General features: G+C 68.0%; 29 protein-coding genes and 5 pseudogenes. 11 read left to right on the forward strand and 23 right to left on the reverse strand.

Going from position 1 to position 24,621, the window contains the following annotated elements; genetic code table 11:
• Nucleotides 1-7: 7 nt before the first annotated feature.
• The 4 genes and pseudogenes from ACZ56U_RS37425 to ACZ56U_RS37440 all read right to left on the reverse strand — a co-directional run.
• Nucleotides 8-439, reverse strand: coding sequence for a DUF4259 domain-containing protein (locus ACZ56U_RS37425; protein ID WP_469088400.1), 432 nt, complete (start codon nucleotides 437-439; stop codon nucleotides 8-10).
• A 57-nt stretch (nucleotides 440-496) separates the two neighbouring features.
• A pseudogene (locus ACZ56U_RS37430) lies at nucleotides 497-2,097 on the reverse strand (ISL3 family transposase).
• A gap of 147 nt (nucleotides 2,098-2,244) precedes the next feature.
• Nucleotides 2,245-3,024: a hypothetical protein gene (locus ACZ56U_RS37435; protein WP_469088401.1), complete on the reverse strand. Its 780-nt coding sequence runs from the start codon at nucleotides 3,022-3,024 to the stop codon at nucleotides 2,245-2,247.
• An 85-nt stretch (nucleotides 3,025-3,109) separates the two neighbouring features.
• A pseudogene (locus ACZ56U_RS37440) lies at nucleotides 3,110-3,265 on the reverse strand (ATP-binding protein); the annotation flags it as partial.
• 156 nt (nucleotides 3,266-3,421) lie between these two features.
• Between ACZ56U_RS37440 and ACZ56U_RS37445 the strand changes: the two are divergent.
• Nucleotides 3,422-3,609: pseudogene (locus tag ACZ56U_RS37445) on the forward strand (transposase); the annotation flags it as partial.
• 1 nt (nucleotide 3,610) lies between these two features.
• Here ACZ56U_RS37445 and ACZ56U_RS37450 read toward each other — a convergent pair.
• The 6 genes from ACZ56U_RS37450 to ACZ56U_RS37475 form a co-directional block, all read right to left on the reverse strand.
• The gene (locus ACZ56U_RS37450; RefSeq protein WP_469088402.1) at nucleotides 3,611-4,075 is read right to left on the reverse strand and encodes a GNAT family N-acetyltransferase; all 465 of its coding nucleotides are present in this window, start codon (nucleotides 4,073-4,075) and stop codon (nucleotides 3,611-3,613) included.
• A gap of 74 nt (nucleotides 4,076-4,149) precedes the next feature.
• Nucleotides 4,150-5,064: a replication-relaxation family protein gene (locus ACZ56U_RS37455; protein WP_469088403.1), complete on the reverse strand. Its 915-nt coding sequence runs from the start codon at nucleotides 5,062-5,064 to the stop codon at nucleotides 4,150-4,152.
• A 325-nt stretch (nucleotides 5,065-5,389) separates the two neighbouring features.
• A complete protein-coding gene (locus tag ACZ56U_RS37460) occupies nucleotides 5,390-6,103 on the reverse strand; it encodes a hypothetical protein (protein ID WP_469088404.1) in 714 nt (237 codons plus the stop codon).
• A complete protein-coding gene (locus tag ACZ56U_RS37465; protein ID WP_469088405.1) occupies nucleotides 6,100-6,510 on the reverse strand; it encodes a hypothetical protein in 411 nt (136 codons plus the stop codon). Before ACZ56U_RS37465 ends, ACZ56U_RS37460 begins: the two co-directional genes overlap by 4 nt.
• Before the next feature lie 12 nt (nucleotides 6,511-6,522).
• Entirely contained in the window at nucleotides 6,523-7,080 is a 558-nt protein-coding gene (locus ACZ56U_RS37470; RefSeq protein ID WP_469088406.1) for a hypothetical protein, read from the reverse strand.
• Nucleotides 7,081-7,369: 289 nt separating this feature from the next.
• Nucleotides 7,370-7,714, reverse strand: a complete 345-nt coding sequence (locus ACZ56U_RS37475) for a hypothetical protein (RefSeq protein WP_469088407.1) — start codon at nucleotides 7,712-7,714, stop codon at nucleotides 7,370-7,372.
• A gap of 135 nt (nucleotides 7,715-7,849) precedes the next feature.
• Here ACZ56U_RS37475 and ACZ56U_RS37480 point away from each other — a divergent pair, with 135 nt between their 5' ends.
• Nucleotides 7,850-8,434 carry an amidohydrolase family protein gene (locus ACZ56U_RS37480; RefSeq protein ID WP_469088408.1) on the forward strand — a complete coding sequence of 195 codons (585 nt, stop codon included), beginning with the start codon at nucleotides 7,850-7,852 and terminating at the stop codon, nucleotides 8,432-8,434.
• 119 nt (nucleotides 8,435-8,553) lie between these two features.
• Here the strand turns inward: ACZ56U_RS37480 and ACZ56U_RS37485 are convergent, their stop codons facing one another.
• A complete protein-coding gene (locus tag ACZ56U_RS37485; RefSeq protein WP_469088409.1) occupies nucleotides 8,554-9,453 on the reverse strand; it encodes a LysR family transcriptional regulator in 900 nt (299 codons plus the stop codon).
• A 72-nt stretch (nucleotides 9,454-9,525) separates the two neighbouring features.
• Here ACZ56U_RS37485 and ACZ56U_RS37490 point away from each other — a divergent pair, with 72 nt between their 5' ends.
• The 4 genes from ACZ56U_RS37490 to ACZ56U_RS37505 all read left to right on the forward strand — a co-directional run bounded on the left by ACZ56U_RS37490 (nucleotide 9,526) and on the right by ACZ56U_RS37505 (nucleotide 12,735).
• Nucleotides 9,526-9,957: a YybH family protein gene (locus ACZ56U_RS37490; RefSeq protein WP_469088410.1), complete on the forward strand. Its 432-nt coding sequence runs from the start codon at nucleotides 9,526-9,528 to the stop codon at nucleotides 9,955-9,957.
• A gap of 50 nt (nucleotides 9,958-10,007) precedes the next feature.
• Nucleotides 10,008-10,571, forward strand: a complete 564-nt coding sequence (locus ACZ56U_RS37495; RefSeq protein WP_469088411.1) for a YceI family protein — start codon at nucleotides 10,008-10,010, stop codon at nucleotides 10,569-10,571.
• 120 nt (nucleotides 10,572-10,691) lie between these two features.
• Nucleotides 10,692-11,132: a hypothetical protein gene (locus tag ACZ56U_RS37500; RefSeq protein ID WP_469088412.1), complete on the forward strand. Its 441-nt coding sequence runs from the start codon at nucleotides 10,692-10,694 to the stop codon at nucleotides 11,130-11,132.
• Entirely contained in the window at nucleotides 11,125-12,735 is a 1,611-nt protein-coding gene (locus tag ACZ56U_RS37505) for a multicopper oxidase family protein (protein ID WP_469088413.1), read from the forward strand. Before ACZ56U_RS37500 ends, ACZ56U_RS37505 begins: the two co-directional genes overlap by 8 nt.
• Before the next feature lie 207 nt (nucleotides 12,736-12,942).
• Here the strand turns inward: ACZ56U_RS37505 and ACZ56U_RS37510 are convergent.
• Together ACZ56U_RS37510 and ACZ56U_RS37515 are read right to left on the reverse strand one after the other, a co-directional pair.
• Nucleotides 12,943-13,140: pseudogene (locus tag ACZ56U_RS37510) on the reverse strand (IS256 family transposase); the annotation flags it as partial.
• 175 nt (nucleotides 13,141-13,315) lie between these two features.
• Nucleotides 13,316-13,789 (reverse strand): hypothetical protein, encoded by a 474-nt coding sequence (locus ACZ56U_RS37515; protein ID WP_469088414.1) that lies wholly within the window; start codon nucleotides 13,787-13,789, stop codon nucleotides 13,316-13,318.
• 350 nt (nucleotides 13,790-14,139) lie between these two features.
• On the opposite strand from ACZ56U_RS37515, the gene ACZ56U_RS37520 reads away from it, so the two are divergent.
• Together ACZ56U_RS37520 and ACZ56U_RS37525 are read left to right on the forward strand one after the other, a co-directional pair.
• On the forward strand, nucleotides 14,140-14,670 hold the full coding sequence (locus ACZ56U_RS37520; protein ID WP_469088415.1) for a DUF6584 family protein: 531 nt from the start codon (nucleotides 14,140-14,142) through the stop codon (nucleotides 14,668-14,670).
• Between the two features lie 100 nt (nucleotides 14,671-14,770).
• Nucleotides 14,771-15,063: pseudogene (locus ACZ56U_RS37525) on the forward strand (helix-turn-helix domain-containing protein); the annotation flags it as partial.
• Between the two features lie 99 nt (nucleotides 15,064-15,162).
• Here ACZ56U_RS37525 and ACZ56U_RS37530 read toward each other — a convergent pair.
• From ACZ56U_RS37530 to ACZ56U_RS37555, 6 genes are all read right to left on the reverse strand, one after another.
• Nucleotides 15,163-15,462: a hypothetical protein gene (locus tag ACZ56U_RS37530; RefSeq protein WP_469088416.1), complete on the reverse strand. Its 300-nt coding sequence runs from the start codon at nucleotides 15,460-15,462 to the stop codon at nucleotides 15,163-15,165.
• A gap of 372 nt (nucleotides 15,463-15,834) precedes the next feature.
• Entirely contained in the window at nucleotides 15,835-16,299 is a 465-nt protein-coding gene (locus ACZ56U_RS37535) for a single-stranded DNA-binding protein (RefSeq protein WP_469088417.1), read from the reverse strand.
• 96 nt (nucleotides 16,300-16,395) lie between these two features.
• Entirely contained in the window at nucleotides 16,396-17,157 is a 762-nt protein-coding gene (locus tag ACZ56U_RS37540) for a hypothetical protein (RefSeq protein WP_469088418.1), read from the reverse strand.
• 278 nt (nucleotides 17,158-17,435) lie between these two features.
• Nucleotides 17,436-17,579, reverse strand: coding sequence for a hypothetical protein (locus tag ACZ56U_RS37545; RefSeq protein ID WP_469088419.1), 144 nt, complete (start codon nucleotides 17,577-17,579; stop codon nucleotides 17,436-17,438).
• A 189-nt stretch (nucleotides 17,580-17,768) separates the two neighbouring features.
• Nucleotides 17,769-18,134, reverse strand: coding sequence for a hypothetical protein (locus ACZ56U_RS37550; protein ID WP_469088420.1), 366 nt, complete (start codon nucleotides 18,132-18,134; stop codon nucleotides 17,769-17,771).
• On the reverse strand, nucleotides 18,131-18,394 hold the full coding sequence (locus ACZ56U_RS37555) for a hypothetical protein (RefSeq protein WP_469088421.1): 264 nt from the start codon (nucleotides 18,392-18,394) through the stop codon (nucleotides 18,131-18,133). The genes ACZ56U_RS37550 and ACZ56U_RS37555 overlap by 4 nt, the downstream gene beginning before the upstream one ends.
• 410 nt (nucleotides 18,395-18,804) lie before the next feature.
• On the opposite strand from ACZ56U_RS37555, the gene ACZ56U_RS37560 reads away from it, so the two are divergent.
• Nucleotides 18,805-19,827, forward strand: coding sequence for a S66 peptidase family protein (locus ACZ56U_RS37560; RefSeq protein WP_469088422.1), 1,023 nt, complete (start codon nucleotides 18,805-18,807; stop codon nucleotides 19,825-19,827).
• A gap of 339 nt (nucleotides 19,828-20,166) precedes the next feature.
• Here ACZ56U_RS37560 and ACZ56U_RS37565 read toward each other — a convergent pair whose 3' ends face one another.
• The 4 genes from ACZ56U_RS37565 to ACZ56U_RS37580 all read right to left on the reverse strand — a co-directional run bounded on the left by ACZ56U_RS37565 (nucleotide 20,167) and on the right by ACZ56U_RS37580 (nucleotide 23,064).
• The gene (locus tag ACZ56U_RS37565; protein ID WP_469088423.1) at nucleotides 20,167-20,301 is read right to left on the reverse strand and encodes a hypothetical protein; all 135 of its coding nucleotides are present in this window, start codon (nucleotides 20,299-20,301) and stop codon (nucleotides 20,167-20,169) included.
• Nucleotides 20,302-20,752: 451 nt separating this feature from the next.
• Nucleotides 20,753-21,838: a ParB/RepB/Spo0J family partition protein gene (locus ACZ56U_RS37570; protein WP_469088424.1), complete on the reverse strand. Its 1,086-nt coding sequence runs from the start codon at nucleotides 21,836-21,838 to the stop codon at nucleotides 20,753-20,755.
• The gene (locus ACZ56U_RS37575) at nucleotides 21,835-22,224 is read right to left on the reverse strand and encodes a ParB N-terminal domain-containing protein (RefSeq protein ID WP_469088425.1); all 390 of its coding nucleotides are present in this window, start codon (nucleotides 22,222-22,224) and stop codon (nucleotides 21,835-21,837) included. Before ACZ56U_RS37575 ends, ACZ56U_RS37570 begins: the two co-directional genes overlap by 4 nt.
• A gap of 396 nt (nucleotides 22,225-22,620) precedes the next feature.
• A complete protein-coding gene (locus ACZ56U_RS37580; RefSeq protein WP_469088426.1) occupies nucleotides 22,621-23,064 on the reverse strand; it encodes a MarR family winged helix-turn-helix transcriptional regulator in 444 nt (147 codons plus the stop codon).
• An 89-nt stretch (nucleotides 23,065-23,153) separates the two neighbouring features.
• Between ACZ56U_RS37580 and ACZ56U_RS37585 the strand changes: the two genes are divergently transcribed.
• Nucleotides 23,154-24,077: a quinone oxidoreductase family protein gene (locus ACZ56U_RS37585; protein WP_469088427.1), complete on the forward strand. Its 924-nt coding sequence runs from the start codon at nucleotides 23,154-23,156 to the stop codon at nucleotides 24,075-24,077.
• 74 nt (nucleotides 24,078-24,151) lie between these two features.
• Nucleotides 24,152-24,619: a hypothetical protein gene (locus ACZ56U_RS37590; protein WP_469088428.1), complete on the forward strand. Its 468-nt coding sequence runs from the start codon at nucleotides 24,152-24,154 to the stop codon at nucleotides 24,617-24,619.
• The last annotated feature ends 2 nt before the right edge of the window (nucleotides 24,620-24,621 follow it).

The raw sequence follows: 24,621 nt of genomic DNA on the forward strand, positions 1-24,621 counted from the left end.
CACTGTGTCACCGCTCGACATCGAACAGCGGGATGGGCGGTGATGGCGGAGCGAGAACTGCGCGAAGGCGGTTGAGGTTGGCTCGCCACTGCTTCCAGTCTTCCGGGTCGACCCAGTTCGAGGCTGCTCCGGCCTGGTCGCTGATGATGCGGGCGAGAACCTTGTCCGCGAGCGTCCGGAGATCGTCAGGGAAGGCGGGCATGGGTTCTTCAGGGCCGTAAGGTGTGTCGATTGGCTCGCCGCCAGGGCATTGCGCCGCAATCAGTGCGGCTGCGGCCACCGCTTCTTCTCGTTCGGTGAGCCAGCCCGTGGCGTCGACGGTGCGCGTCAGGACGCCACGGATCAGTGCCTCGCGGTCCTCGGGTTTCGCGTCGTCGAGATCGCCGGCGAAGTCCGCGGCCGAGTCGTTGTCGAAGGGGCCAGTGTCCCAGGTGCCCATGTTGATCTCCTCGTGTAGTTGCCGCCCGGATCTTCGCATCAGCCGCTGACATTTCGATCACTGTGCGAGCAGGACGCGCTTCCGCAGAAGGGCCAAGCCAGCACGCCCGAACATCTGGCGCTTGAGCATCTTGATCCGGTTGACATGGCCTTCGACTGCACCCGAGCTCCAGGGCAGGGTCAATCCGGCGATGACGGCGTCGAGGTCGCGATCGATGCCGGCGGCGAGGGTGTGGAGACTGGGCAGGTCGTCCTGCCGGACGGCGTTGAGCCAGTCCGGGAGACGCTCGCCTGGCGCTCGGTGAGCATCACCGCGAAGGAACGGACGTGCCGGGTGAGGGCGTCGAGCTCGGGGCAGTGGGTGCGGACAGTCTTGAGCTGGAGCCGTTCGGGCTCGGTGAGGGTCTCCGGTTGCCTGAGGATCCATCCGGCGACCGTTCGGGGCGACGGTGGTCGGGCGGTCACCGGCCGCGGCGAGGTGCGCTTCTTGTGCAGGTAGGCGCGGACGCGCTGGTAGCTGCCTTTGTAGCCGAGCGGCACGGTCTCCTCCCACAGTTTCCAGGCGTTGGTGAAACCCTCGTTCCACCGGTCGTCCAGGTAGGGCTTGTAGTCGTCGAGGACTGAGGGCCGGTTCTGCCATTGGCCGGTGAACAGTTCTTCCGGGACCGCTGCGTCGGCGAGCTGCTTGACGGTCCGCCAGGTCATGCCGAGCTGTCGCTGGATCGAGCGGCGGCTGTGCCCGGCCTCCACCAGTGCGTGGACGGCAGCGTGCCGGGCCCGGGTACGGTCGGCGAACCGATGGCCGGTCGGCCAAGGCGAGTCGGACGGCTCTTCTTCCGGATCGGGCTCAGGCTCGGGTTCGGGGGCGGTCGGGACGAGAGTGCTGAGGCAGCGGCGGTGCTGGGCGACGGCTCTTTCGGCGGCTTCGCTCAGGTTGTGCCAGAGGTGCCACCGGTCCGCGACCTGGACGGCCTGCGGTGCGCCGGCGGCGGCGCCTTCGGCGAAGAACGGCGCCCGGTCCCGGCAGATGACCTCAACGCCTGGTCGTTCGGTGAGCCAGGCCGCGAGGCTGGATGCCTCCCGGTCGGGCAGCAGGTCGATGGGGCGGCGCGTTTCGATGTCGACCAGGACGGTTCCGTAGTGGCGGCCCTTGCGGGTGGCGTACTCGTCGACGCCGACCACACGTGGAGCGGCCACCTCGGGCTCGGGAAGAGCGTCCACCAGCCGGAGCACCGTACTGCGGCTGACGGACACCCCGAGAACCCGGGCGATGCGGGCACCGGCCCGGCCAGCGAGGGCCAGACCGACCGCGGCCAGGGTCGAGCGCAGCCGTTCGGTCCGCTGACCGTGCCGGCGTGTCAGACCGGGTATCTGCTCGACGAACGTACGACGTGCGCAGCCCGAGTTCCCGCAGATGAACCGACGGACCCTCAGCTGGAGAACAACACTTCGGCCACCGCTCGGCACATCAGCGGGAAACCGCAGGTAGGAACCATGAACCCGGTTCGACCAGACCCCGCAGACCGGGCATATGGCGCCGTCCGCGATGCATCGCGCATCAACACGCACTGTCTCGATGTTCACGTCCACCGACAGCACCGCGACGTCCGCGATCGACGGGAACAACAGCTCCTTCAGCCGGAGCACGACCTCTTCCACGGTCCCGAACCGTCAGCCCAACCACCTTGCCCACGAACCATTTTCGGGCGACTTCAGGTACGGCTCGAAGGTGCCCGGCTGTCACTCAGAGTGGCCGCGCCACACAAGTTGAGCCAGAACCCGAAAATTAGCAGCGCCCGTGGGGCGTCACTGCCCGGCGGGCGCTGGCCGGGTGAGTCCGGCTCCGACCCTGGCCAGCATCTGGCCGAGGAGGTGGAGAGCTCGTGCCCGTGTCGGCGCTCCGCGCACTGTGCCCGTCCAGTAGGCGTCGGTGAGTTCCTCGGTCACCGCGAGGGTCTGGCTCTCGTCTTGGGCGGCCAGCACGAGGACGAATCGCAGGTAGTCACCGATGTCGGTGCCTTGGGGGTGTTGGTTCATGAAGGTGTGCAGGCGCGTTTTCAGGGCGGGCAGAGTGCGGTCCGTCGGGAAGACGACGGCGAGGCCGACGAGAGCCAGCCGAACTGCTAAGCACTCGGCTGACCAGCGGGTCAGCAGATCAGGGGTGTGCAACAGGGCTGCGTTGCGGGCCCGGGCCTCGCTGTCGGGATCTGCATGATGCGGGGTGGCTGGCCAGGTCTCAGCGAGGTGGCGCTCGGCGACGGTGGCGGCGCGGAACAGCAGGCCAACGGCTTCAAACCGCTGTCGGGCGGGAACCCGGTCATCAACCGCCAAGGCCGCGAGCAGGACGAGGCCGTCGGCGGTGTAGGGCTGACAGGTGTCCTGGTGGAGGATCTCGTTGTAGAACTCGGCGAGGAAGGACCGGTTGTTCCAGTCTGGGTTGATCTCTGAGCTGAACAGCATCGCCGCTTGGAGCGGCATTCGGTCCGGCAGGCGATCGGCGATGACGTCCCGGAAGAGCTTCCGGATCGGCGGACCACAGGCGACCGCGTCGTGCTGGGTCTGCTCGGGTGCGGCGCGCGTGTCCATGACCAGCGCAGCCTACTGGAGCATCTTGGGCTGACGGCCCGGCGCCCTCTGGGCGCCGGGCCGTCGAGGCAGGCAGCGGCAGCGGTCAGCCGGTCTTGGCCGACTCCTCAGCGCGAGCTCGGGTGCTGGCGAGTCGGTAGGAGTCGGGTCCGGTCTCGATGATGGTGCCGTTGAAGATGAGGCGGTCGACGATGGCCGCGCAGAGGCGGGGGTCGGTGAAGGTCTTGGTCCAACCGCCGAAGGGGAGCGCGTCATCATCGACCTGTTGCACCTCGTCCGAGCCGGGACTGCGATGCCCTCAGCCTTGGCCTGCCCGAGATCGCGCGCCCTCGTCCGCCCTGAGCGTCTGTCACAGACCCGTCGCAGGCTCCTCAAGCTCGGTCAGTGAGGCGTCGATACCAACAGCTCCTGGCTGACCGCATCGAAGCCCGGTTCACCGCCCTGAGCTACTTCACTCTCGACGGCACCGACCACGCCAGCCACGCAGAGCAGGGCAGCATGATCCGCCGCTACATCATCTGGAGGCACTGTCACGCCGCCAATGAACGCCTGCGCAAGGTTGTCGCCGGGACCAATATCGTTTGAATCAAGTGACGACTCGGCGATAAACTTGCCGCGATCCGCCTTCCGGGCCCGGATCGGCGGACTCAGCTGGGGCGAAACCAAGACGCTCGTAGAAGACGCGTGCGCCGCTGGCGATGGCGCCAGGGTGGTCGCCCCCGAAGGTGACCACCTCAATACTGCCGGGACCTCGCATCCACCTCCGCGTCGCCTCCTCCACGAGCGCACGACCGGCGCCCTTCCCGCGTTCCCTCTCCGAGACGACGAGCCAGTGAATGTGGTAGGTCGGAGCCTTTCCACCGAACAGCAGGCCGCCCAAGACATCCGATCCCGGTGCGGTGGCGACGAGCGCAGTAGACCGGCGAATGTGCTTGTTCACGGCGCTATGGAAACCGGAATCCCCGACCATCGGGCCGAACCACTGCTCGACCTCGGCCGCCAGGCCAAGAAAGCCCGGGAAGTCCTGCTCTTGGGCGAGTCTGACGATCACCTGAGCAGTCTGGCAGGCGACGCAGACACTGTCTGATGCGGCACTAGACATCACATCAGCAGGGCTCGCGGCGGTCACAGGTCGGTCCACGGGCGGGGCTCGCCTCCGCTCAGTGGTACCCAGACCGGCCCGGAGGGAGTGTGTTCCTCGATGTCTTCGAGGATGGCGGCGCCGAGTGGGACTTCGCGGGCGAGGGCTGTGACGAGTGGGTGGTGGGCGACCATCGCCTGCAGGTCGCTGATGCGGTCCTCCAGGCGGGCGCGGGAGGCGCCGGTGAGGATGAAGAGGATGCGGGGGAAGACCGGATACCAGCGCAGCCAGGCCGGGCCGGGGGAGACGGGCTTGCGGCGTCCGACGGGCTGGGCTTCGTGGTGGAAGAGTCTGGCGTATTCGATCAGCTTTACGGCGAGGCGTTCGCTGCTCATGGTGGTGCGGTCGACTTCCACGAACGCGCGCAGTTTCCGCCGGTGTTCGCTGTCGATGGCGGTGTAGTGCATTACGGCGTCGGCCACGAGCCGTTCGCCTTCACCAATGGGATGGGCTACCTCGGGTGTCCAGTCCCAGGGGCCGTGTTCGTGTCCGAGGCGGCGGGCGTCTGCTGCGAACGGCAGGTGGGTGCGTACGACGGTGAGCGTGTGCGGTGTCTTCAGCGACGCTGCCGTGGTCGAGGTGATGGGGTAGGGCGGGCGTCCCCGCAGGATGGGGTGATCGCGGGTCAGGCGCACCCCTTCGGGGGTGAGGTACCAGGCGTGCGTACGCGGCCGGCCTGCGTCCGGCAGGGGGGTGAGGTCGACGAAGCCTGCCGTGCGCAGTTTGTTCAGCGCCCGGGAGAGGAGTTGGCGGGAGCCGGTCGGCCGCAGCATCTGGAGGAGTTGGCCGGTGGTGGCCATCCGGTGCAGGGCGAGCGCGGTCAGGACCTGCAAGCGCAACGGTTCACAAGGGCTGGGGGCCAGTTCGGCGGCCGAAACACCAGAAGGGGAACGGGTCATGGACGACAGACAACCGGCCGGCCCAGACCATGGCCCCGACCACGAGAGGCCGACCACGGTCACGATCCCAGAACAACCTGATGGTCTGTGCCATGGTACGGGCAGACCACGCCACTGGCGGATGACGCTGTGGAGCCCTCCGCGCGCGCCGTCGAAAACATGAGCGATGGCCGGTCCGCGGCAGCAGGTGCTGCTGCGGGGCGTGGTGGCGAAGCCACGCCATGCCGGCCATCGCTTGCGACCCCGGCCCGCAAGGGACCAACTCCCCACACCGGGAGCCGCGTTCATGGGGTGGTGCGCGGAAGGTCCGCTCACCGGGTGGGTGCTACTTCCTGGACCGCTGGGCGGCCTGGTCCAGGATGCGCCGGCGTGTCCACCGCCGACGCCCCTTCTGACGGCCCGCTTCGGCGACACCGTCCACAGTCTTCAGCAGCGGCAGGTTGCCCTGAGACAGGGCGCTGGAGAAGGAGCCGACGCTCTTGTACCCCAGCAGCGCGGCCGCCTGGCTCGCCCCGAGCAGCTCCTCGGGGTCACCGTCAGCGGAGACCTCGGGCAGCGGTGGCGCCGGCTTGGTCCCGGCTCGCCTGCCGCGGCCGGGCCGGCTGGCCATCCACTCCTTAAGGGTCGCCACCTTCCACAGCTGGCGGCGGTAGGGATTCTCGGCCGTGCCCATCTCTTCGACGACGTCCGGTTCGGGGAAGTAGCCAGGGTGGTCCCGCACGAAGGTGGTGACCTGGTTGGCGTTCTTGTAGCCGAGGTACCTGGAGGCTTCCGCGGCGTTCAGCAGCGTCTCCACATCGAGGGAGGGCGGCCTGTGCTGGGTGAGCCGCGCCGGGGAGCGGTGGGAGAACCACTCGGTGACCTCCGCGTGGTCCCACAGGCGGGCCCGGCCACGCTTGTCGACCGGCTCGGGAAACGCCTTGCCAGCCGTGTTCTGAGTGCGTTCGGTGTAGAACTGGCCGATCCGTGCGGACGTCAGACCGTGTGCAGCCGCGATCTCGGCAGCGTCGGCCAGGCGAGGCTCACGGCGCGAGGTCATGGCAAGCCGTCCCTTCTCTCAGCAGTGCGCCGGCCACCCCGACCCACAAAGCAAATAATGGCAGAAGTTCCCGTGAGAGGTCCAGCCCGCGGCACAGTGATTTCTCGACGGCGGCCGCGCTGACGGCTCGAGGCCCACTGTTCGGGGATCAGGCAGACCCCGCGGCGCGCGGCGGCCTCGGCCACGTCTATGCACGCCATGGCGGCTGGCGTTCTCTCCCATTCGGCCAGGGCCAGCAGCAGGATCATCTCGTCGCGGTCTGGTGAGGCCTCACCGGGCATGCCGGCCGTCTGTACTGCGGCCAGCAGGTCCGCGGTGGCCAGTTGACCGAGGCGTTCTGCCGTCTCCCGGTGCAGATCCTGCAGGCCCTGCTGGTACAGCTCCTTCGCCTCGCCCATGAGCAGCACCAGGTACTTTGTTTAGTAGGGGGCCATCACCAGGTCGCCGATCACCGTCAGACCGACCTGAGCTGCGAGCCACGGCGCGCGTTCTGCCTCGACCTGCTTGACGTGGACGAAGACTGTGTGATCCGCCGAGGGCTCCTCCAGATCGACATCGCGGACATTCACGCACAGCGTCACGAACGCACCCCTTGTACCGCCGACACCCAGACCCACTTCAGGAGCCTCGGGCCAGGCGTTGAAATCCCATCGGGCTGACGCAGGGCTGTCTCCCACCGCTTTGAGGAACGGGTCCACCGCTTCGGGAGGTATGGCCCAGCCCCGCAGTCGGATGGGGAGATGCGCCGCAGGATCATCCCCTTCCTCCGACGAGCCGTCCCGGTCCCCTTCGGCCCACCATTGGGCGTTCGGAAACAATGCCAGCAGTGCTGAAAGGACCTGCTCCGAGGAGACCCGTACCTCGAAATCGACTTCGAGGCCCTGGAGATCGGCGATTCCGAGCAACCGCTCGACAATGCGCAAACTCTCGGAGAGGTCCGCTGTTCTCAGAATCGGTTGTGCGTACGAGTTGGCCATGACGACGATTCTGCCTCCGACACCCAGGGCCACGGGTAGTGGTCACGTCCCCAAACCTGGGTGCTTCGGCGTGTGATGTGGTGTGCTTCTCCGGCCAGCACGCCCACAGGTCCGTAGATGCCCTCCATGCCTGCACTCGCGTCAAAGGCGCCGACGGTGCTGTAGGACTTGAGCACGGTGATGCTTTGACCAGCGCCCCGACCTTTACATGGGACCGGTCGACGGCCATGGGAGGTTCAGCTCGCGGCGCAGCGTTTCTTGGCCGGCGGCCGGGCTGACAGCTCCCGGCCTACTCTTCGGGGATCAGGCAGATGCCGCGGCGCGCGGCGGCGTCGGCCATTTCCGCGTACGCCATGGCGGCCGGCGTCCTTTCCCATTCGGCCAGGGCCAGCAGCAGGATCACCTCGTCGCGGTCCTGCGAGGCATCACAGGGCATACCAGCCTTTTCCGCAGCGCCCATCAGGTCCGCGGTCGCCAGTCCGTCGAGGCGCGCGGCTACCTCCTGGTGCAGCTCCTGCAGGCCCTGCTGGTACAGCTCGTTGGCCTCGCTCAGAAGCAGCACCAGGTCCTCGCCGTGGCTGGCCGGTGCCGCCGCGGCGAGGTCGAGGATGCGCTGGGTCGTCGTCATCGTCATCGAGTATCCCTCCCGGATGGGGATGCGCCGGTGTGGTGGTCGGCTGCAGCCATCGCACCCGGCGGCACGGTGCAGGAGCTCGCCCGGCCCGGTACGGGCTTTGGAGTCCCACGTGGGCGGCCTGCGTAAGGCGGCGTGGACGCCGCGCTCCATCCGCTCGAAGTCCTCGCTCTCCTCAACCTCGATGCCAGGGTCCGGGGCGTCGCGCCGACGGGACAGCGCGATGAGCTCGGCCATGGTGATGTTCGGATTGAACGGCACCTGACGGACGCGTTCGACCAGCGCGCACAGCTCGGCCAGCCGCGCGGCATTCCGCCGTTCGCCGCCGACTTCCTGCTCGACACCACCCGGGCCGCCTTCAACCTGGTGCGGCACAACGTCCCACGGCGGTTCCCGGGCATCAGGTTCATCCTCGGCCACGCCGGCGGCTTCGTCCCCTACGCGGCGCACCGCCTAGCCTTGAGCGTCTTGGCCCAGACTGGCCGCGACCTCGACGAGGTACTGGACGATCTAGCTGGTTTCTTCTTCGACACAGCCATGTCCGCCGGCCCTGCCGCTCTGCCCTCACTGCTCGCCTTCGCCAAACCCGGGCACGTGCTCTACGGCAGCGACTGGCCCTTCGCCCCCGAACCCGCCGTCGCCTACTTCACCGCACCGATCCAGCACGCCGAGGACATCGGGAACCGCAACGTTCGGACGCTGTTCCCACGCCTCGCCTGATCACGCCAACCACTGTGAAGTCAGATCCACAGCTTCGCGCTGAGTTTCCGGTGAGAGTGGGCATTTCGGGTCGGTGCCACGAGGCTTGGCGCGTGTCACGTCCACCGGGCAGCTGATCGTCAGCGTTTGGTACGGGGCTGTCCTGTGGTCCAGTCCCAGTTGGTGATCGTGGTGCGCATCAGCCGGGCGGCGGTGGAGAGGTGGTTGTCGGTGCCCCAGTAGAGGGTGACTGTGCGACGGCAGTCGGGGCTGTCGACGGGGATCCAAGCGACGGGGGCCTGCGTGATGCTGCGGCGGGCGAACGCGGGGGCGAGACCAATGCCCAGTCCGGCGCTGATCAGGTCGGCGATGGCGCTGTGTTCGTCGCTTTCGCAGACGATCTTCGGGGTGAGGTCTCGTGCGGCGAAGAGTCGGTCGAGCAGCCGGCGTAGCCAGTGTCCCTCGCGGGCGGTGATGAGGGGCTGGTCGGCGAGTTCGTCGATGGTCACCGACGTGCGGTCGGCCAGCGGGTGGTCGAGTGGGGTGCCCACCCCCACTGCCTCGTCGAACAGCTGCACGGACTCAAGGCCCTCGGCGTGGATCGGCTGCGAGGCGACGCACAGATCGACTTCTTGGGCGCGCAGGCGGCGGCCCATGTCCTCGGGCGGCGACCAGTGAAGCTCGATCTCGACAGCGGGATGCGCGCGCTTGTGGGCCGCCAGCGGTCCGGTGAGGGTGAGGAAGGTTTCCGACGCCAGTCGCACGGTGCCCAGGCCCTCGCTGGTGGCCTCGGCGACAGCGCGCCGTCCCGCGTCGAGTTCGCCCAGGGCGCGTTCGACGTGATCGCGGAAGAGCTTGCCGCTGTCGTTGAGCCGGAGCCGACCGCCCCGATCGAACAGCGGTACGCCTAGTTCGCTCTCCAGTCGGGCGATGGTCCGGCTCAGCGACGGCTGGGCGATGTGCAGCTCGCCGGCGGCCCGACTGAGGTGCTCCAGCCGCGCCACCACCAGGAACTGCTTGAGCGAGTTCAGCTCCATCATACCTCCGAGCGCATAACACCATAGCAATATCGATCTTAGACACGATAACAGCTGAGTCATAGTCTCTCGTTCATGAGAAGCCAAGACGAAGCCACGATCCGCCAGCACATCCATCAGCTCGCCGAAGGAATCCAGGGCAAGGATCTCGACGGCCTGAGGCGGTTCTACGCAGCGGACATCGTGTCCTTCGACGTCCAGCCGCCGCTCCAGCATGTGGGGATCGACGCCAAGCTCAAGAACTGGGCGCCCGTGTTCACGTCCTTCGAGGCCGTCACCTACGAGGTTCGCGACCTGACGCTCACCGTGGGCGACGACGTGGCGTTCGGGCACGCCTTCGCTCGTCTCGGCGGCACGCTCAGGGACGGGACGGCGGTCAGCGGTATGTGGGTCAGGGTCACGTACTGCCTCCGCAAGCTCCACGGCACCTGGTTGATCGTGCACGACCAGGTCTCGGTGCCGCTCGACATCCCCACCGGCGCAGGAGCGGTCGACCTCGAGCCCTGATCCCACCACCCCCGCCGCGTTCCCGCGGCACCACAACCATGGAGGAGACCATGAACCCCGCCCCCGCGACCATCGAGATCCCGGGCTACCTGGCCGGCACCTGGAAGGCCGACCCGGCGCACTCCGAGATCGCCTTCTCCGTCCGTCACCTCATGATCAACAAGATGCGTGGCCGGTTCACCGCCTACGACGTCACGATCATCACCGGCGAGGACTTACTGGGCTCGTCGGTCACCGCGACGATCGACCTCGCGTCCATCGACACCGGCAACGACACGCGTGACAACCACCTGCGCACCGCCGACTACCTCGAGGTCGAGAAGTATCCGACGATGAGCTACCGCTCGACCGGCATCCGCCGGACCGGCGACGGTTGGGTCATCGACGGTGAGCTGACGTTGCACGGCGTCACACGGCAGGTACCGCTGGCCGTCGAGGTGAACGGCTTCGGCTCAGATCAGTGGGGTGCACAGCGGGCGGGCTTCTCCGCGACCGCGGAGATCAACCGGCGCGACTATGGCATCGACATCAGCACCCCGCTGGACGCCGGGCGCGTCGCGGTCGGCGACAAGGTGTCGATCAGCCTCGAGATCCAGGCCGTTCTCCAGAAGTGACCCGGATGGGCAGCCCTCAAGGCCCCATCAAGCGATCGTGCGGTGTCCCGATTCCGCGGTTCGACCGAGCGGGATCGGGACACCGCCGCTCTGATCCAGCGCCCCGAGAGGTCCATTGCGATGGCAGTTTCCGAGTTCTCCCCTGGCAGGCACAAGTCTTGGTGGGTGTTGCGGGCGGTCGTCAGCGCGCACGCGGTCGCGATCGTGGGTCAGCCCGTGTTCGCCGGCGTCTTTCTGAGCGGTGACTACGACGCCCTGCGCTGGCACACAGTCGGCGCCAACGTCGTCACCTCCCTCGGCTACGTGCAGTTGATCGCGGCGATCGTGGTCTGGGTCCGGCTGCGCCAGGCCTGGCCGTTCGCCGCCACGCTGACGTTGGTGGCGGCCGAGACGGTGCAGTACCTCGCCGGTATGGACGGAGCGCTCTGGCTGCACTTTCCCCTTGGCGTGCTGACCATCGTCGCGCTCGCCGTACTGTTCATCGCCGTATGGCGGCAGCCCGTTCCGCGGCCGGCCGCACACACGGCGTCGGCTCCGCGCAAGGAGAACGTCAATGTCTGAAACTGGTGGAATCGGCAGGCGCCAGTTCCTCGGCATCGGTGGTGCGCTCGGGCTGATGGCGGTCACCGGGCTGACGGCCGCGGCGGCCCTGGCGCGCCGCCCGGCCTTCACCGGCGACGAGTTGCGCAGCGGTGTGCCGTTGCCGCCCGCGTTCGGAGTGCCGTTGCCGCTGCCGTCCGTCCTGAAGCCGGTCAGCACCTCGGGCGGCGTCGACCGCTACGAGATCACCCAGCGCGAGGCGCTCCTGGAGATCCTGCCCGGCGTCAAGACACCAATGTGGACCTACGGTGGCACGTTCCCAGGCCCGACGATCGAGGCGCGGCGCGGCCGCCCGGTCACCGTGACGCATCACAACGAGCTGCCCGTGCCGACCGTCGTGCACCTGCACGGCGGACGGACCCCGGCCGCCTCCGACGGCTACCCGACCGACCTCGTCCTGCCGAAGAACTGGCAGGACCCCGCCACCCACATGACGCACAGCGCCCATGACATGGGCGGCATGCAGGGGATGCAGGATCCGAAGGCCGTGGTGACCAGGCTGACGCGGGACTACACGTTCCCGATGGACCAGCGGCCGACGCTGCTCTGGTACCACGACCACCGGATGGACTTCACCGCCCCCGCGATCTGGCGCGGTCTCGCTGGGCTGCACATCATCCGTGACGACGCCGAGGACTCGCTCGGCCTGCCCTCCGGCGCGCGCGAGCTGCCGCTCATGATCGCGGACCGAGCGTTCGACGATCACGGCAACCTGGACTACCCCTCCCTCGACCCGACCCTGCGCCAGCGGCCGGGCGTCCGCGAGGCCTTCTTCGCCGGCGTCCTCGGCGACGTGATCCTGGTCAACGGCGCACCGTGGCCCGTGCACGAGCTCGACGCGGCCCGCTACCGGCTGCGCATCCTGAACGCCTCGAACGCCCGCTACTACGACCTCGAAGCGGTCACCGATGACGGACACCGCCTCGACCTCGTCCAGGTCGGCGCCGACCAGGGCCTGCTCGCCGCGCCAGTCACCCACCACACCCTGCCGATCGCCCCGGCCGAACGCTTCGACGTGATCGTCGACTTCGCGAAGGTCCCGGTCGGCGGCCGCGTCAGGATCATCAACCGGCTGGGCTCCGGCCGCACCCGCGACGTCATGGCCTTCCGCGTCGCACGCAAGGCCACCGACCACAGCCACATCCCCCGCATCCTCTCCCACGACCTGCCGACCTGGCGCCGATCGGACGCCACACGAACACGCGACTTCTCCTTCCGCGCCGGACGCATGCACGACGGCCACGGCTGGCTGATCGGCGGACTCCCGTTCGACCCGGCCCGCTCCGACGTCACCACCCGGCTCGGCGACGTCGAGGTGTGGCGGCTGATCGCGGACGTCCACCACCCCATCCACATTCACCTGGCCGGGTTCCAGGTGCTGTCACGCAGTGGAAAGCAGCCGCTCCCGCACGACGCGGGCCTCAAGGACACGGTCTCGCTCCGCCCAGGCGAAGCGGCGGAGATCATCACCTGCTTCGACGGCTACCGCGGCCGCTACCTCTTCCACTGCCACAACGCCGAGCACGAGGACATGGGGATGATGGCCAACCTCGAAATCATCTGACCCCTCGCCGGCGAACGAGTCCCGCCGGCCGCACCAGCACCCCGCCTGTCCAAACGCCACCTCCTGGACACGACCACGTGGATGCCGGATCGCCAAGAACGCGGGCAACCAGGTCGACCTCATCCGCGTCGGCGACCTGCCACAGCTCATCGAGGCAGGCCGCGAAACGGAAGTGTTCGTCCGGCTCCTGCAGGATGTCGTGGATGTTCACGCCGCCCGCTCTCCGCGCTCGACCAGAACGCCGCTGTCGAACCAGGCTCCCGCACGGACGAGAAGAACCAAGTACACGCCGGTGATCGCGCGCCATCAGGCCAAAGCGGCCTCGACGAGCTTGAACACCACCGCAAGCGCTGCGGCAGGACTGCCAGCACCGCAGGTGACCTTGATGCGGAGCTTGACTGTGGAGACCGGACCAAACCCGTACGGACACCACCACGGGTGGTGGCACGCGACTTGTGCCGCGCGCCACACCTGTGACAGGGCACGGTGAAACCACTGTGCAATTGTCAAAGATCAAATCTGCAACCGACGACAGCGGCCGGCGGCATGGGGAGTCCTCACAAGGCTTCAAACACGACCGTCATGGCGACGGCAACCAGACACACCTCAGCCAGACAGGCGTCATGGACAATGGACAGATAACAATCCAGCGACATAAGTCGGCGTTGAAGCCCATGATCTGCCGGAACGGCCGACCGCCGAAGACCTGCTTGAGCCACCAGTCGCCGACGTCGCCCTTCGCCCACAGCGAGCATTTGCGGGTGCCAGCCACCTGGGGCACCGTGCCGACGGACTCCTGGTCGTCCCACAGCGTCCATGGCCCCCGCGCGATGAGCTGTTCGGGGTGGCGGGAGTCGTCCAGGATCGTGATCCCGTCGGACAGGAGGTGCCCGTTGCGCGCCAGCTGGACGAAGCGCACGCCGTTCTCGCGCAGCAGCGGGAGCATGAACTCGTCGGCCAGGAGCCGGGTCTCGGGCCACTCGCTGCCGGTGGCCATGTAGAGGACGGCGGTGCGGTCGCGGTCGATGCCGTGCGCGTCCGGGGCGGTGAGCATCTTGGCGAGGTAGGCCGAGGAGTCAGCGCCGGCGCCCAGTTGATGATGGTGTCGAGATCGTCGTCGTCGGCGCTGAGGCCGGGCAGTGACGGCGTGTAGGTCGTAGGGGGCGTGGCGGCTGTCACTCCTCGAAGGGCCGGTCGGGCAGCCGCTGGGCGGGGACGATCAGCAGGGGGTCGTTGGCGGGCCACGGATCGGAGGACTCCCAGGGGCTCGCCCTGGGACAGCACCACCACCTCGGTAAGGCTGTCCCGTAAGTAAGGGCGCCCGGTGGGTTCCATTGGGAGCGAGCAAATGCTGGGCAGACAACCAGGTCGACGGGGATCAGTGCGATGCCCGATCATGTGCTCATGCCCTTGAGCGAGACCCTTGCCCGAGTCGACGCAGACCTGGCCGCCGGCCGGGTTCCTGTTGCGCGCCAGCGTTTGCGCGGTCTCGTCTCGTCCTTCCCGTACGACCTGACGCTCCGTCGGCGTCTGGCCGAGGTGTACCGGCTCTATGGGGATGCCGCCGAGGCCGGGCGGTGGATGTACCTCGAAGAGGACCGAAACGCCGACGAGACCGTCGCCTTCGAGGCGCGGTATGGATCTCCTGCGCGGCGGATGAAGGCCCTAGCCTGGCGAGGTCCCGAGGCGATGGCTGCCTCCTCCTTCGCGGAGAAGCAACTGGTCGCCGAACGGACCGCCTGCGCCGAGGAGCTAGGGCACCCTGTCGACTGGGACGACCCCGCCTCCTACCTGGACGGCCTGGAGGACAACTACGAGGAGGCGCCCTCCGAGCCGTGGACGGTCGGCGGTGTGCTGGCGGGTGGTGGCTGCCTGGTGGGCGGCCTCGCGTTTCTCGCGATCTGGGTGAATGGAGTCGTTGCCCTCTTCGACTGACCCAGGTCATCAAGGGGTGGTGGGGAGCGTTGCTCAGGTTCGGTAGGGCGTCGAGAACTACCGTGAGCGGGACCCTGGCTACGAGTGCGATGACCTCGCGATGTCTGCTGTGATTGCGGCGTGGCAGCCGTCCTGGATAGCTCCGTTCGCCGGGCTGAGTCCCCGCTGTTTCAACACGCTGGTGGCTCTGCGGCACGAGGTGCTGACACGGTCCGCAGAGGCCGGCCGTGGAGCCTGCCACTGGAGGATCGGGTGCTGCTTGTCACGACGTACTGGCGCACCAACTTAACGCTGCGGCAGCTCGCACCGCTGTTCGGCGTGTCGAAGTCCGCGGCTGACCGCATCATCAGTCACCTTCGTCTCCTGCTCGCGCTCAAGCCCCGCAGGCGGTTCCGCAGCGTGGCCACCCGGCTGGACGACGAGAAAGCCGCTCGGTTCGCCGTCTCCGAAGTCCTCGACTGAGCGGCTGCGAGAACAGAGCGACCGCCGCTGCTAACCGACCGTGTCAGGAAGGTCCGGTGACTTTGTGTCGGCGACCAGCTCGGCAAGCTGGAAGAAGTACTCGAACTCATTGAGCCGCCCGTTCACCCGAACAAGGTAGGACCGGTCCGAGCATCGGAACACCTCGCGCCGCTTGACCTTCGTGACGTCACGGTCATAGGTGTTCACCCTCTTCGCGAACTCCGTCATCGCCTCCTCCGCACTGCCTTCAAATTCGGCCAAGGTGCGAACGCTGGACGCTTCAGCGCCGACCCCTCCAACGGGCGTGACAAGCACTATCCATCGGGACATGGCTGAACCTTGACTCTCTCGTTCTGCTGGTCAATGACGGTCACGATCTTGGCACTCCCACGACGCCACTGTCCGGCACCTTGCCGACCTAACCGGCACCTCGCCGACGATCGCCCTGCCGGCACCACCCCGGCAGGGCGATCTCGCTTTCACTCGTCGGCACGCTCAGTGCCGCGCCGGTCGGCAATTTCAACGTCGCCCAACAGGGCAGCTCGGCCGGGCAGGGCGCGTGCGGGCCTGGGAAGGCCGGCCTTTCGGACAGTGCGCGGCACCGGCGGGCGATCCGGTGCCGCGTCGGGGCGGACGAAGGAGGACGTGGTCAGGGCCGACTGGAAGGGGAGTGCCGTCGGCGGCTGCGGTGGAGTGGCCGGGCTAGGACCGGTTGGTGGACCGCTTCTGCTCCCACCAGGCGGGTGGGCCGCCCGGCCCGGCCTGGTGGGACGTGGCGGTGGGCTGGGGCGTTGGGGGAGCGGTGTAGGGGCGGGTGGCGATCGGGCTGGGGAGGCTGGTTTCGGTGTAGGCGATGCGCGTGCGCAGGCTGATGCCGAGGTCGTCGACGCTCAGGTAGAGGGAGTTGTCCCTGACCTTGGTGATGCGGCCCTTGACCAGGACGCTGGTCCCGTCGACGAGCGATTCGGCGGCGTTTTTGGCCAGGTCCCGCCAGGCGGTGCAGATGTAGGAGATCGGGTCCAGGTCACGCCACTTCTGTGCGGTGGCATCCCACTGTGTGGGGGTGTCGGTGAGGCGGAACCGGCAGACGGCGATGCCGTCTTGGGTGAAGCGGACTTCCACGCCACCGGCGACGGTGCCGCTCACGTGCGTGACGGACGGGGCCACGCGAACACCTCCTACAGTAAATAATGGTGTCGTCTTGGGGGGAGGGGCATCCCCCTGGTCGGGACGTCCTGCTGCCGGGGTGTGCGGTACGGCCGGTCAGGCGCCGGAGGCTGCCTTCCCTCCGGTCGGCTGTGCCGGGGCCGGCGGCGGGGTGAGGTTGTCGAACACCGTGGTGTCCGCGATCTCCACCAGCATCGGCACCGTGCCGTCGGCCCGGACCAACTGCTCGTCGGTGGTGTCGAGATGGACAGAGACCCGCACGGCCCTGTGGTCGGCGTCGAGGTAGGCGAACACGAGGATGCCTGCGATCTCGATGCAGGGCAGGCCCTCGTCGTCAGGTCCTCGCATCGCGTGGAGCACCGCCGTGCTGTTCGCCTCCGCGCACTCCTGGGCGTCGGAGAGGCTGGGATTTCGGGGCGCGAGCACGCAGCGGGAGATGTCCGCGTCGTACAGCGTGTAGCCCTCGTCGCTACGGCTCTTGTCCGGCCCGTAGTAGAGGTTCACGGCCGTCTGGTCGTCGGCGGGTGGCCGGTGCGGGACGCCGTCCTCGCGCGCCACGTCGTCCCAGGCGTTGCGCACGTGCTGCGCCAGCGAGGCAAGGGCGGAGGCCTCGTCAGCCCAGAGCGTCACATCGTCGTTGTGTCGGTCCCACTGGCGTAGCACCCACGCGCGGCCTGTCACCTGCGGGCTGAGATTTTCCTTGACGGCGAAGCTGAAGCGGTTCAGCCATCCTTCGAGGATGTCGACGGTGTCGGCTCCCGGCCATTGGCCGGTGCGTTCCTTCAGGCCGTCCATCAGGTCGGCCAGGTCGGTGATGGCCGCGCCTGCGGGCGTGGCCGGGTCCGGTGTGATCGGCATGAGGGTTTCCTTCCGTGTGGTTCGGGGCGGTCAGGTCCCGCCCATCAGGGCGTTGAAGAGGTCCATCGGGTGGTGCTGGCCTCGACGTGTCCGTCGTGCGTCGGCGCGTGCTGCGCAAGGTGCGTGCCTGCGAGGGGGTGTGAACCCTGACCACCCGCAAGTGGAGCCGCTCTGCCGCTGAGCTGCGCAGGCTTGTGGCCGACGGTGCGGCAACCGCTCTCGATATCTAATAATAGTGTCTTTGAGTTGAGAGGGAACCCACCCCTGACCTGCGCTTTTTACTCCCGTTCCGTCTCCTGGGCGAATGCGGCCAGTAGGGGAATCACGGAGCTGGGGCGTGCGGACGCATCGGTCTGCGCCTCCTCGTTGGAGGCGCGGACGGGCACGGTGACGCTGTCGGCGTGGACGAAGGCCATGCTCACCGGGCGGTGTGGTGTCGGGCTGCCGGATGATCCGGGTGCGCCGGTACTGCTCCTCGGCCCGGACCCCGGGCGGTGCGCCGGCCACGGCTTCGGCGACGGTGCGGCGGCCGCTCTCCTTGCGTCCACTGGCGCTGCACCGGCAAAGGCCCGGCCCGCGACGGCAGTTTCCCGTGCTCGGACAGGGATGGTTCAGCTGGTCCACGTCTTGATCTGGGCCGCGACCTCGCGTACGGGCAGTCCGTCTCGGGCGGCTCGGGTCAGGGGGATGACGGTGTCGAGACCGGGGCTGACCGGCAGCCCGCACGCGGCCAGATATGCGGCGGTCACGGTGGCGGCGAACAGCAGGTTGCGGGTCTCCAGGCTCGGCTGCCGCGCCAGCTCGCACAATAGCGCTGCGGCTTTGTGGTGCGGCTCGGGGTAGACCTCCTGGCCCAGGATCTCCGCGCGGTGGCGGGCCTCGGCGGCGACCGGTACGCCGTAGTCGACGACCTGGGGATCCCCCGGGATCTGCTGCGCCACCGCCAGGATCCATGCGAGGTCGACCTTCAGGTTCACGCGGCGTCCTTCGGCGCGTCCTTCGGCAGCCCGTCTGGGAGCCCTGGGTATCGGTCCTCCCCGAACTCCGCCTCGAACCGCTGCGCGTAGGAGGCCAGGAAGCCGGCAGCGCCGGCCATGAACGCAGACCGGGACTCGTTCACGTCCTGCTCGATCAGATCGGCGACGTAGCCCTGCAAGCTCAGCCCGCGCCTCTTGGCCCGCTCCTCGGCCGCCGCCCGCACGGCCTCGTCCAGCCGGATGTTGGTCTGCTTACTCATAGGCCCCAGCATAGCTATCAGCTGATACCAGTGGCTAGCAGCTTGGGGGGAGTCAACCGGACGACTCGGACCCCTCGGTGTAGGGGTCGCGGAAGCCGGGGCCGGTGGAGGGCGATGGCGGTCGCGGTGGCGACCCGGGCGTGGTTGTAGGCGATGGTTTCCCCTGCCGTGATGTCGGTGCCGAGTTCGGTCGTGAGAGCGTGGATGACTTGGGCATAGATCTCGTTTCGTTCGGTGAATTCGGTGTTGTGCTGGCGTAGTCGTTTGTGTGCGGCTTCGAGGCCACCGAATTTCGCCTGGAGGGTTTGGGAAGTCACGGGAATTCTGTTCCACGGAGCCATTTCCAATCTGGGAGGGCGCCAATCGGTAAATGTGTAGCGTGACGTTGCGAGTGTTGGGACACTGCGTCGGTGACCGGTTCTGCACTGCCTCAACTGCTCCGGCCTCGTGCCCTGAGGCCCGGAGATCTCGTCGTTATCGCATCGCTGTCCGGGCCGCTCTATGCTGCTTACGAGCCTGACCTCGAGCAGGCGGTGGTCGTGATCGAGCGGATGGGATTCCGCGTGCGTCGGGCACCGCTCCTCGAAGCAGGGCGGCACCACTGGTGGAGCGCGAGTCGGCCGGCGGAGATTGCCGAGGAGTTCAATGGACTACTGCGTGATCCTGAGGTGCGCGCGATCATCGCGCATGACGGCGGCCAGGCGGCGCTCGGTTACCTCGACCTGATCGACGTTGAGGCGATCGCGGCCGACCCCAAGCCGATCCTCGGCTACAGCGACATCTCACTGCTGCATCTGGTGCTCTATGCGCGCACGGGTCTGGTCGGATTCCATGCCGACGTGGCCACCCCTGGAATCGGCGGGCACTGGCAGGCCGCGTCAGCAGCACGCAGAGCGGAACTTGAAAAGCTCTACTCGACGCTGCTGACCGGCGGCGAGGCGATCGGTGCGCTGCCAGCCACCCCGTCGTGGGAGTGCTGGCGTGCCGGTCGCACCGAAGGCCGGCTGATCGGCGGGCTGCTCAATCGCATCGCGCTGGCGCAGGCAACACGTTTCGCGCTGCCGCTCGAACGGTTCGACGGCGCGGTGCTCTTCTGGGAGGAGGCGGGCGGCCAGGCATCGCATGTGTGGAGCTATCTGCAGGTACTGCGGCACTCCGGCATCCTCGACCGGATCTCCGGCATGGTCGTGGGCGTCCCGCACGCGATCGACGGACTCGACTCGCCCGACGCGTCCCCGACCCTCCCCGAGCTGGTTCTCGACGTCCTCGGCGACCGCGACATCCCCGTCCTGGGCAACGTCGAGTTCGGACATGCCGGCCCGAATCTGCCGATGCCGGTCGGCATCCGCGTCGGCCTCGATGCGCAGCAGCGGACACTGTCGCTGCTTGAACCGGCGGTACGGCCTCTTATGGTGAGGGGACCGGTCGGCTGAGCAACGCGGAGTATGCACGTCTCGGCTCCTCCGGCGCGGAGCGCTGGAGACTCAGGTGCGGGGCGATGCGGTGGTGTCGGTAGGGAGCCGCCGGACGTTGGGAGGGAGTGTCTGGGCTCTGTGGAGTTGGGCGAGTTCGGTCGTGAGAGCGTGGATGACTTGGGCATAGATCTCGTTTCGTTCGGTCAGTTCGCTGTTGTGCTGGCGTAGTCGTTTGTGTGCGGCTTCGAGGTCCTCGACTTTGGCCTGGAGGGTTTGGAAAGCGGCGGGAATTCCATTCACGGATTCCCGGGTTTCTTCAAATTCCTTGCGGAGGTCGGGGTGTTTGTGGGTGAGGAGTCACCGTTTGACTCCGGCCTCGGCGGCGAGCTGGATGACGGTGAGGGCTCCGGTGGAGCGGGTCGGTGTGCCGGCCAGGAGGCGTTGCATTGCAGCTTGGATGGCGGCGCGTTCGACTGCGCGGTGGGTGCTCATGGCCGGGGCTCCTGGTACGTCCAGGCAGGCGACGGGGGTACCGCTGCCCGGGATCCGGTAGCGCGTCACGTCCTCGGGGATGCGGTACTTGGGCCTGCCTGGCTCGCCGTTGCGCGGGCCGCGGCGCAGGAGGCCCGCGCGGTTGCCGGTGGGGGTTGCGTTCCTGCACGGTGCCGGTGAGACCGCGCAGCAGGGCCGGACGCAGTGAGTGGTTGATGCGGGCCCGGCTTCCGGCCACGAGTCCCGCGGAAGTTTGCTTGTCGATCGTGCGGGAGCCGCCGTGCGGTGGCCTCCTGGATCTTGGAGACCGTGATTGCGTCCGGCAGTTGGCCGATGTAGTCGAGGATTTCGTCCAGGGTGACGACCGTGCTGGGTCGCTTCTCTGTGACGCGGGAGTGGGTGCCGGCCGGGTACGGGTGTGCCCGGCCGGGGGTTTGCGGGGGAGGTTCGCTCAGGCGGCGGTGTCGGGCCGGTGGCGGGAGACGGCCTGGTTCTCGACCTCGGACAGCCGGTAGCTGCCGTGGTCGTCGTGGCCGAGCGCTTCGAGGAGCAGCAGGTAGCGGGCCTGGTGCGCGGTGAGGTGGGACCACGTCTTGGGTTCGCGGATGTCGTACTCGCAGGCAGCGGTGACGTGCGCGAACAGCGCGTTGACGACGCGTGCCTTGGGCAGCTGCACCGCCGTTTCTGTCAAGTCCGCGTGCTTGGGCTCCTTGACTCCGAGGAAGCGGGCGACGGTCTCGGACTCGTGCTTGCCGGTCCAGGAGCTGTAGAAGTACGGGACGGTGAGCACGATCTCCTGTGCGAAGACGCGGGCCGCGTCCGGCAGGGTCTTCTGCCGTACGAGCCGGGTGACGAAGTCCTGGCGGGGACCGGCGGCGGCCTTCCAGGCCCGGTTGCAGGCGATGACCTTGCGGCGCTCCTCGGCCCGGGCCTCGTCCTGCTGTGTCCTGGGCTTCTTCGGCTGCGGGCGGACTTTGTGGCCGTGCGCGGCTGGGTCTGCGCAGTGCCACACGGGCTGGTGCTCGTCGTCGAGCCGGGCGCTGTGGCTGGGGCAGTTGTTGTGGTTGTCCTGGTTGAGCGGGTTGCCCAGCCCGGTGGTCAGCTCGGCCAGCGGCTTGGACGGGTCTTTCTGCCCCCACCCCGCCCGCCCCAGCAGCGGGATACCCGCCGTCTTGAGGTCCTCCTCGGCGTTGGTCCGGGCGTCGGCGTCGTCCAGTTCGGCCTTGAGCAGCGCCATCTCCTGGTCCCAGTGACCGCGCCCGCCGTTGCCCTCCTCGTGGTCGCGCTGGAGCGCGCGCAGCAGACGGCGTTCCGCGCCGGGCACGTGCTCGACCTCGGCGAGCTGGGCGGTCTGCTCCAGGTCCATGCCTGCGGCCGTGGCCCGGCGAAGGGTGGCGTCGTCGAGCTTCTGCGCTGCCTTGGCCTGCTTGACGGCGTTGCGGCCGACGCCGAGAGCCCGGGTGGCCTGGCGTCGCTCGACGTCGCTCATGTCGATCAGGGACAGCTCCTGCGACTTGAGGATGTTGCGCTCGCTCATTCCCTCGCGGTGCTTGTTCTCGACCAGGGACAGAAACCGGGTCCAGCCGTCGCGGCCGACCGGGTCGTCCGCACGTGTGCCTTGATCCTGCGTACCGGGCGGCCGTCCTGCTCGGCGGTGGCGTTGGCGACCTGCTGGGCCTGCGCGCGCCGCCAGCCCTTGAAGGCGCTGTAGGTGCAGTCGGGCCGGGGCCGGACATGGATGGTCTCCTCGACTCCGATCTCCTTGACGGAGGCGATCAGCTCCTCGTCCGGTTCGGTGTCGGTTTCGCGGGCGTTGTGCTCGTCGCGCACCACCAGTGCCGGGTCGAGCAGGACGATCTGCGGCGCGTGTTCCTCCTCATGCGGGACGGACTGGGTGGGCTGGGCCGAGACGGCGGTGGCCATGGGGCTCTCCTTCTCTTTGCCTGCTGGGCGAATGGGGGCGGTGGGGGTGTCGCCCCCTCACTTCAAACATAATAATAGTGTAATTATGGGTGAGGGCTAGACGCCCTCTCACCTGCACACACGCTGATCCTGTGGGGTGTCTGCTCTGCACCTCTGTGCGGGCGCCCCGGCGTGGGGGCGCCTGGAGGGTGGGCGGGTTCGCCGCGCCCTGGAGGCGAGCTCTGGACCGTGTTCAGTGGAGCTGGCGGAAGCGACGAGACTGACGCCCGGCCAGATCGACCTCGGGGTGTTGGGGCAGAACCTCGGGTTCCGGGGCCGGCAACAGCGCTTCGGGGGAAAGGAACCGCCGGGCTCGTGAGTCGGGCCCGGCAGGGCGGCTGGGCCGGCTCTTTCGGATCAGGCCGGGTTCTGCGGTGCTTCGTGGAGTCGGGTCAGCAGGGCCATCAGCTGGTTCTGCTCATCGGGGGTGAGTGGTGCCAGCAGCTCGGCATTGGCGGCTTCGGCCAGAGCTGTGCAGCGGTTGAGGGCGGCCACGCCCTTAGGGGTGACGGTGACGGCGTTCTTGCGGCGGTCGGAGGGGTCGGGGGCGCGCAGGACGAGGCCCTGCGTCTGGAGGTGGTTGAGGATGCCGACCATGTCCTTGGGGTCGACGGCCAACCGGCGGCCCAGCTCGGCCTGGGTGATGGGCCCGTACTCGGCGGTCGCGGCCAGCACCGCGTGATGCATGAGCTTCAGCCCCTCTGCGGCGATCGCGTCGGCGACCATGCCCCGGCCGCGCGCCGCCACACGGCCGACGAGCCAGGTCGGCAGGGACTGGATGTGCTGGAGGGCCGAGGTCATGTGCTCAGCCTATCCAAAAATCGTTGGACTTCCCAATGACTTCCGCCATATCGTTGGGGCATCCAATGAAACTGGATCGGGGAGGTCCTGTGCTGCGTATTCGCCATGAGGTCAACGGTGGACCCGAGGTGCTGTTCGCCGAGGAGGTCGACCGACCCGAGGCGGGAGCTGGGGAGGTGTTGATCCGGGTCGAGGCGGTCGGGGTGACTCTGCCCACCGTGCGCAAGGTGCGGGAGGGCGGTGAGCCGGTCTCGTTGGGCGGCGAGGTTGCCGGGACGATCGTCGCCGCGGGTGCGGGAGTCACCGCCTTCGGCGTCGGAGAGCGCGTCACCGGGCTGTGCTTCGCCGACGCCTACGCCGAGTTCGCGGTTCTCAACACCGCCATGACGTCCCAGATCCCGGACGGCGCGACCGCCGTGGAGGCGGTCGCGCTGGTCCGCAGCGGGCTGGTGGCGCGGGGGGCCTACGAGGCTGCGCGGATGGAGCCCGGTGAGTCGGTCCTGGTCACGGCGGCGGCGAGCGCAGTTGGCACGCTCGCGCTCCAGTACGCCAAGGCCGGCGGGGCAGCACGCGTCGTCGCCGCCGTCAGCAGCGCCGACAAGGCTGACTTCGTCCGAGGGCTGGGCGCCGACGAGGTCGTCCTGTATGAGGATGTCGACTGGGGTGCTCCGTACGACGTGATTCTCGACGGCGTCGGCGGTGACCTGCTCCGCCCGGCCGTACGGGCCCTGGCGATGGGCGGCCGGCTGGTGGCCTTCAGCTCCGGCGGCGGCACGGTGGAAGCGTACGAACTCCTGGTCCGCGGTGCCTCGGTGATCGGCTTTCAGATGCGGGCCATCGCTGTTGGCAAGCCTGAACTCTATGACCGCTGGCTGCGTGAGCTCTGGCAGATGCGTGACGCCGGCACTCTGCGCACCGCCGTACACGAGGAGATCCCCCTCGGTGAAGCTGCCCGAGCCCACACGCTCATCGAGCGGCGCCGTAACCTCGGCAAGGTCGTCCTTGTCCCTTAAGACGTCATCTCATTTGGTGAGTCTGTGCCACGATTCATCGGCCAGTAGGAAGCCACTAGCGGGGGCGAAGGTCGATGGAGTACGTCAATCTTGATGTGCAGGTCGGCGGCCTGTCAGGGGTCTTGGACCTGTCTCGCTACCTGGAGCATCTGCCTTCGATCTCTGGTGATCTGCCGCCGGGAGCCCGGTCCTTCGCCACTGACAGGGACCACTACGACTTCCACAGCAGGCGATGTGTGAAGGATCTGACGCTTCGTGCTGTCCGGGGTGCCGGCGGTGAGGCGATGGAGGTCGAGTTCCAGCACAACTGCTGGAAGCATGATCGAGACCTGGTCATCCGCTACACAGGCGTGTCCAGCTTCGTCATCGATCCCGCCGACGGGGACCGAGGGTCGGACCTCGGGGCTGTGATTCTCGACGAGATCCTGCCGCACAACGGAGGCTGCAGCCATGAGATCGCCTGCTGGGACGGCACACTCGCCATTGTCTGCCGTGACCTTCAGGCGACCTGGACCGAGGCCGATTGCTCGAGCAAGTCGTAGGC

Source organism: Streptomyces sp. NPDC034103, assembly GCF_055575395.1.